This window comes from Bradyrhizobium shewense, assembly GCF_900094605.1.
Classification (GTDB): Bacteria; Pseudomonadota; Alphaproteobacteria; order Rhizobiales; family Xanthobacteraceae; genus Bradyrhizobium; species Bradyrhizobium shewense.
The window spans coordinates 1-6,165 of sequence record NZ_FMAI01000035.1; the positions used below are offsets into that span (position 1 = coordinate 1).

The 6,165-nt window shown below is 64.0% G+C and carries 5 protein-coding genes, 1 tRNA gene and 2 pseudogenes; 3 read left to right on the forward strand and 5 right to left on the reverse strand.

Features of this window, described 5'->3' with window-relative positions; genetic code table 11:
- A pseudogene (locus tag GA0061098_RS37885) lies at positions 1-317 on the forward strand (IS481 family transposase); the annotation flags it as partial.
- 44 nt (positions 318-361) lie between these two features.
- Here GA0061098_RS37885 and GA0061098_RS37890 read toward each other — a convergent pair.
- Positions 362-451: transfer RNA gene (locus tag GA0061098_RS37890), tRNA-Ser, on the reverse strand.
- A 193-nt stretch (positions 452-644) separates the two neighbouring features.
- On the opposite strand from GA0061098_RS37890, the gene GA0061098_RS37895 reads away from it, so the two are divergent.
- Entirely contained in the window at positions 645-986 is a 342-nt protein-coding gene (locus GA0061098_RS37895; RefSeq protein ID WP_091966434.1) for a hypothetical protein, read from the forward strand.
- A gap of 188 nt (positions 987-1,174) precedes the next feature.
- On the opposite strand, the gene GA0061098_RS37900 is transcribed toward GA0061098_RS37895, so the two are convergent.
- The 3 genes from GA0061098_RS37900 to GA0061098_RS37910 all read right to left on the reverse strand — a co-directional run bounded on the left by GA0061098_RS37900 (position 1,175) and on the right by GA0061098_RS37910 (position 5,187).
- The gene (locus tag GA0061098_RS37900) at positions 1,175-2,638 is read right to left on the reverse strand and encodes a trehalose-6-phosphate synthase (protein ID WP_091966436.1); all 1,464 of its coding nucleotides are present in this window, start codon (positions 2,636-2,638) and stop codon (positions 1,175-1,177) included.
- A 241-nt stretch (positions 2,639-2,879) separates the two neighbouring features.
- Positions 2,880-3,698, reverse strand: a complete 819-nt coding sequence (gene otsB / locus GA0061098_RS37905) for a trehalose-phosphatase (RefSeq protein WP_091966438.1) — start codon at positions 3,696-3,698, stop codon at positions 2,880-2,882.
- Between the two features lie 4 nt (positions 3,699-3,702).
- The gene (locus GA0061098_RS37910; protein ID WP_165637872.1) at positions 3,703-5,187 is read right to left on the reverse strand and encodes an MFS transporter; all 1,485 of its coding nucleotides are present in this window, start codon (positions 5,185-5,187) and stop codon (positions 3,703-3,705) included.
- A gap of 182 nt (positions 5,188-5,369) precedes the next feature.
- On the opposite strand from GA0061098_RS37910, the gene GA0061098_RS37915 reads away from it, so the two are divergent.
- Entirely contained in the window at positions 5,370-5,741 is a 372-nt protein-coding gene (locus tag GA0061098_RS37915) for a DUF3175 domain-containing protein (RefSeq protein ID WP_091966442.1), read from the forward strand.
- A gap of 193 nt (positions 5,742-5,934) precedes the next feature.
- Here the strand turns inward: GA0061098_RS37915 and GA0061098_RS37920 are convergent.
- A pseudogene (locus GA0061098_RS37920) lies at positions 5,935-6,165 on the reverse strand (methyl-accepting chemotaxis protein); the annotation flags it as partial.

The window sequence follows — 6,165 nt, forward strand, 5'->3', positions numbered from 1 at the left end:
ATGAGGCTCTCGACATGAAGCGCCCGGCAGATCTCTACACCGCCTCAGCCCGCCACTACGAGGGTTTGCCGGAACTGGCCTATCCCTTTCACGATCGCGACGTCGTCGTCACCTCCTGCGGGCGCCTCTGCCTCCACCGCAAGAGAATCAATATCTCCCTGGTGTTGGCCGGCCAGAAGCTCGGCATCAAGGAGGTCGACGAGGGCATTTGGCTCGTCAGCTTCATGCACTATGATCTTGGATATTTCGACCTGGAGCAGAAGACCCTGCAGCCCCTCGACAACCCGTTCGGCACGAGGTTGTCACCCATCTCTTAGGTACGATGCGTTACCCATCTCTTCGGGCTGGACAATCGCGCAGATGGCGGAGAGAGTGGGATTCGAACCCACGGTACGGTTTCCCGCACACACGCTTTCCAAGCGTGCGCCTTAAGCCACTCGGCCATCTCTCCGGAGCGCCTCTCTTGAAGGGGCGCCGACGATTTTGCAAGAGATCGCGGGCAAATCGGGTGAATTTTCCGTAAGATGTTGTATTTAGGGGATAATATCTGGCGTGGCAGGTGCCCTGACCGGCCTGCCGGCTGAACCGGTGACGGGTTTGGCGCGACGATTCACGTGAGAACGGCAAACACGACCGGGGACGCCATGACCATCCGCAGCACCATCGTCGCCGTCAGCCTGATTTCGGCCCTCGGCTCCGCCTTCGCCGTGCCCGCCGCCGCCCAAGTCTGCACCCGGCAAGGGGTCGATGTCAGCTGCAACGACGGCCGGCGCGGGGTGCTGTCGGGCGATGCCATCATCTGGCCGGACGGCACGCGCTCGAGCTCGGCGCCGCATCCGAGCGTGATCATCGGCAACAAGAGCTCGGTGCATGTCGGGCCCGGCGTGTTCGTCGGCCAGGGCAAGGGCATGGTGCCGATGGACGATCCGAACGCGCCGAACAAGCGGCAATGCGCAATCCTGGATGGGGTGTCGTATTGCTATTGATGTCCTCTTCCTTCTCCCCTTGTGGGAGAAGATGGCGCGAAGCGCCGGATGAGGGGTGTGCATCAACGAAGTATGCTGCGGAAGATTTACGCGAGGAGAGAAACCCCTCACCCGTCTCGCCGCATATGCGGCGAGCCACCCTCTCCCGCAAGGGGAGAGGGGAAGAGCGTCGAGCAAGCTCTCGATAGCTAAATCAGCCTTACGCCTGATATCGCCGACTTCAGCCAGCGCAGTGCCTGTGGCGGCTGCGTGGCGAGCGGGGCGACCGCGGCCTTCTCGGTCCGGCACTTCTCGAGCTCGGCGACGAAATCGGCCGACCATTGCTGGATGGTGTGGCCGCGCAGCTTCTTCATCATCGCGTCCCAGCGCATCTTGCGCTCGGTGAGCGGCATCGCGGCGGCGATCGCGATCGCGCGGGCCATGCCGTCGATGTCGTGCGGATTGACGACCAGCGCGGCGTCGAGCTCGTTGGCCGCGCCTGCGAATTTCGACAGCACCAGCACGCCGGGATCGGCCGGGTTTTGCGCGGCGACATATTCCTTGGCGACGAGGTTCATGCCGTCATGCAGCGGCGTCACCACGCCGATCTGCGCGGTCCGGTAGAGCCCTGCGAGCACCGCCTGGCTGAAGCCCTTGTTCAAATAGCGGATCGGTGTCCAGTCGACCTCGCCATGGCGGCCGTTGACGTCAGTGACGAGGCGCGCGACGTCGTTCTGCAGATTGCCATAGGCTTCGATGCCGCCGCGCGAGGGGTTGGCGATCTGCAGCAGCGAGATGCTGCGCGAGAATTGCGGCTGTTCGGTCCAGAGCCGGTCGAACGCGCTGATGCGGTTGACGAGGCCCTTCGAATAGTCGAGCCGGTCGACGCCGATCGCGAGGCGCTCGCCATTGAGGCTGCGCCGCAGCCGCGACACGTCGGGATGCGAGGCCGATTTCGCCGCGTATTGCGCGAACTTCTCCGCATCGATTCCGATCGGGAAGACCTCGCAGCGGGTGCGGCCATGCTGCGAAATCGCAACGCCGTCCTCGACAGCGAGGCCGAGTTCGCTCGCGACATAGCCGAGAAAATTCTGGCAATCCTCCTCGGTCTGGAAGCCGAGCAGATCGTAGGCCAGCATTGCCGTGATCAGCTCGCGATGATTGGGCACGCCCTGCATCACCGCGGCGACCGGCCACGGCGTATGCAGGAAGAAGCCGATCGGATCGTCGACGCCGAGATCACGCAGTTCGGCGCCGAGCGCGAGGAAATGATAATCCTGCACCCAGAACGCGGTCTTGGCTTTTCGGAACCGCATCAAGGCGCGCGCCATGAAGGCGTTGACCTCGCGATAGCTGACGTAGTCCTCGCGCGAGACGCGGATCAAATCGCTGCGCGAATGCAGCGCGGGCCACAGCGCCGAATTGGCAAAGCCTTCGTAATAGCCGCCGTAATGCGCCGCCGGCAGGTCCAGTGTTGCGATCGCGCCCGATCCGAGCGCTTCGATCTCCGCGAACGGTTCCTTCTGATGGCCGTCACGCACACGGCCCGAAGAACCCACCCAGATCGCGCCCGAATGTTCCACAACCGGCAACAAGGCCGCCGCGAGGCCGCCCGTCATGGGCTCGTTAGGCTTGCCGCGGGCGACGCGATTCGAAACGACGACTAAATTCACAGGTCGTCCCCTCCTGTTTCATTCCACCCCGTTTAACTGCCGTTCATCAATATGGTTCCTGATCATCGTTTCAACCAATTGAAACCAAAATCGGGCACGCGCGTTGGAACTGGTTTCGCTTCGGGAACCCTAGATTTCGTTGCAAAGACAGCCTGTGCGGCCATGTTGCGCAGCACGCATTGCAGCGCGCGGCGGCGCCGTTCCCAGAGCATCTTGTCCGCGACATGGCGCTGCCTTGGTTTCACCTCGGGTCGAGCAGGCGGGCAAGGAACGCACGCACATCGCTCGGCGCGTCGAAATGACCGTTCACGCCCATGGCACGGCGGCCGACCGAGAAGGCAAGCCCGTTCATGTCGGGCATGATCGCGAACACGGTTTCATCGGTGACGTCATCACCGATGAAGATCGGACGCCGTCCTTTGAATGGCTCCCGCTTCATCAGTTCGCGCACGCCGGTCGCCTTGGTGAATCCGGAATGCTTGATCTCGCAGACGAACTTGCCGGGCAGCACCTCGATCGGCGCATTGGGCAGGTCGGCGCGGATCACCGAGACCGATTCGTAGATCGCTTTCTCCGCGTGCGGCGCGAGGCGGTAATGCAGCGCGAGTGAATAACCCTTGTCCTCGAGCAGAATGCCGGGCGAAAGCTTGGCGATCGCGGCCAGGCGCCGCTTCAGCTCCTTGTCCAGCGGCGGCGCGTGCACGTCATCGGCCTCATTGTCGATCGACAGCCGCATCTCCGCGCCGTGGCCGGCGACGGCGCGGAACACATCGGGTGCGAAGATCAGGTCGATGTCGTTGAGCGAGCGGCCGCTGACCAGCGCCAGCGCGCCGGAGGTGCGCTCGGTCAGCCGGTTCAGCGTGTCCGAGAGGCCTGGCGGCACCCACACTTCGCGCGGCGTCGGCATCAGGTCGAGCAGCGTGCCGTCGATGTCGAGCAGAATTGCGGTCTCGTTGAGATGCGGCACCAGCGCGTGCGGCACCGGCACCGCATCGGGTGCTTCGTCGTCAGGCATGGTGCGCTTCTGGTCCAACGCCATTTCTGCAAGTTCCGATTTCATCAGTCTACTCCATAAAGGCGAGCGGCCGCGCGATTTGTTCGAGCGATTTGCGCTCCGCAGGGACGGCATAGCGCCACGCCACGATCGCTGCTGCGATCATCAGGAATGACCCCAGCAGATAGCCGGCGAACACGCTGGTGCGTGATCCCGTGTCGATCAATACGCCGAACAGCGCCGGCCCGATCACGCCGCCGATGCCGGTGCCGACCGCGTAGAACACCGCGATCGCCAGCGCGCGAACTTCGAGCGGAAAGGTCTCGCTGACGGTAAGATAGGCCGCGCTCGCGGCCGGCGAGGCGAAGAAGAAGATCACCATCCAGGCGATGGTCTGCCCCTGCGCAGTGAGGACGCCGATGGAGAACAGATAGCCCGAGATCGCCAGCAACAGGCCCGACACGCCATAGGTGAACATGATCATGATGCGGCGTCCGAGCGTATCGAACAGCCGGCCGAGCAACAGGGGCCCAAGGAAGTTGCCGGCAGCGAAGGGGAGCAGGTACCAGCCGACATGATCGGCACTGATGCCGTAGAAATCGGTCAGCACCAGCGCGAAGGTGAAGAAGATGGCATTGTAGAAGAACGCCTGCGCGCTCATCAGCACGAGGCCGACCAGCGCGCGCTGGCGATATGCCGAGAACAGCGTGTGCACGACCTCGCGGATCGGCGTGTGATCGCGCATCTTCAGCCGGATTTTCGTGAAGCGCCCGTCGCTCGTATCCTGGTCATGTCCGATCACCGAGCGTTCGATCTCGTCGACGATCGCGTGGGCCTGATCGGGGCGGCCATGGATCATCAGCCAGCGCGGACTCTCCGGAATCCACATCCGCATCAGGAGCACGACAAGACCGACGGTCGCGCCGATGAGGTAAGCCAGGCGCCAGCCGAGATCGGGATTGATCACAGCGGGATCCAGCAGCACGATGGACGCCACCGCGCCCATTGCGGCCCCGATCCAGAAGCTGCCGTTGATGACCAGATCGGTCCAGCCGCGATAGCGCGCCGGCACCAGCTCCTGGATGGTCGAGTTGATCGCGGTGTATTCGCCGCCGATACCGGCGCCGGTGAGGAAACGAAACAGCGCGTAGCTTCCGACATCCCATGACAGCGCGGTCGCGGCCGTCGCCGAGAGATAGAGCGCCAGCGTGATGAAGAACAGCTTCTTGCGGCCGATGCGGTCGGTCAGCCAGCCGAAGCCGAGCGCACCGAGCACGGCGCCGGCGAGATAGGCGGAATTGGCAATGCCGAGATCGAGATTGGTGAATTGCAACGACGGGCTCTGCTTCAGCGCACCGGAGAGCGCGCCGGCCAACGTCACCTCGAGCCCGTCGAGGATCCAGGTGATGCCGAGCGCCAGCACGACGCGGGTGTGAAAGCCGCTCCAGGGCAGCGCGTCGAGCCGCGCGGGGATACTGGTCTCGACGATGCGATCGGCCGCGGCTGCCGCGACCACAGGAGCATAGTTCGGCGCTGGGCTTTGCTGCAATTCCATCGGGTTGTTGTGTCTGATCAATGGAAGCGCCCCCGGTTCACATGATGTGGACGGGGTCGATCCGATCATCGGGGTGCGGCATTCCGCCTGCCACCTGCGACAACGTCTGCGGCGAGGCCGGGTTCCCACGGGAACGGCCCTTCGTACCGTCCGTTTCCGATGGAGCCGCAAGGAGTTGACGCATGGCTCATGTCAGAAAGACGACACAATCCCGCAAAACAGCCGCGCGCAGGACGACGAGCGCCAAGCGCGGCACCGAGCGGAAGAGTGCGAAGCGCGCTGCGCCGAAGCGCTGGTCGCAGCGCGTGACGAAGCAGAGCGACGCGCTCGACCTGAAGCGCGGCGTGTTCAAGCTGACCAGCCCAAAGAGAATCGCGACGTCGCTGAAGCGATCGGCCGAGCACAGCTCACGCCGCAAGACCGGCGCCTATCGCTCGGCGCTGTCGATGCTGACCTTCTACATCAACCGCGCCGGCAAGACCTTGCCGAAGACGCAGCGTACGCGACTGGAGAAGGCGAAGCTGGAGCTGAAGCGGGCGTTCGGGAGGGAGTGATTCTCGCACCAATCACTCCGATGTCGTCCCGGACGAGCGAAGCGAAGATCCGGGACCCATAACCACAGGCAGTGGTTTGGCGAAGACTCGGAGTTGTCCGCTCGCTCCATATCCGCTCCCTGTGGGTATGGGTCCCCGCGTACGCGGGGACGACAGCGGAGGATGAAGCGAGAGCGAGGGCCTCAGGGCTTTCCTACGCCGCCCGAATATTCCCCATGAAGCGATCGAGCTCGGCGCGCAGGCGGGTGCTTTCGGATGACAGCGTCTTGGCCGAATGCAGCACCTCCTCCGAGGCCGAGCCGGTCTCGGCGGCGCCGCGGTTGACCTCGCCGATATCGGTGGCCGCGGTCTGGGTGCCCTGGGCGACGGTCTGGACGCTGCGCGCGATCTCCTGCGTCGCCGCGCCCTGCTGCTCGACCGCGCT

Coding starts and splice junctions, on each gene's coding strand:
- GA0061098_RS37910 (WP_165637872.1), bottom strand. CDS start 5,187: ATGGAATTGCAGCAAAGCCCAGCGCCGAACTATGCTCCTGTGGTCGCG.
- GA0061098_RS37915 (WP_091966442.1), top strand. CDS start 5,370: ATGGCTCATGTCAGAAAGACGACACAATCCCGCAAAACAGCCGCGCGC.
- otsB (WP_091966438.1), bottom strand. CDS start 3,698: ATGAAATCGGAACTTGCAGAAATGGCGTTGGACCAGAAGCGCACCATG.
- GA0061098_RS37895 (WP_091966434.1), top strand. CDS start 645: ATGACCATCCGCAGCACCATCGTCGCCGTCAGCCTGATTTCGGCCCTC.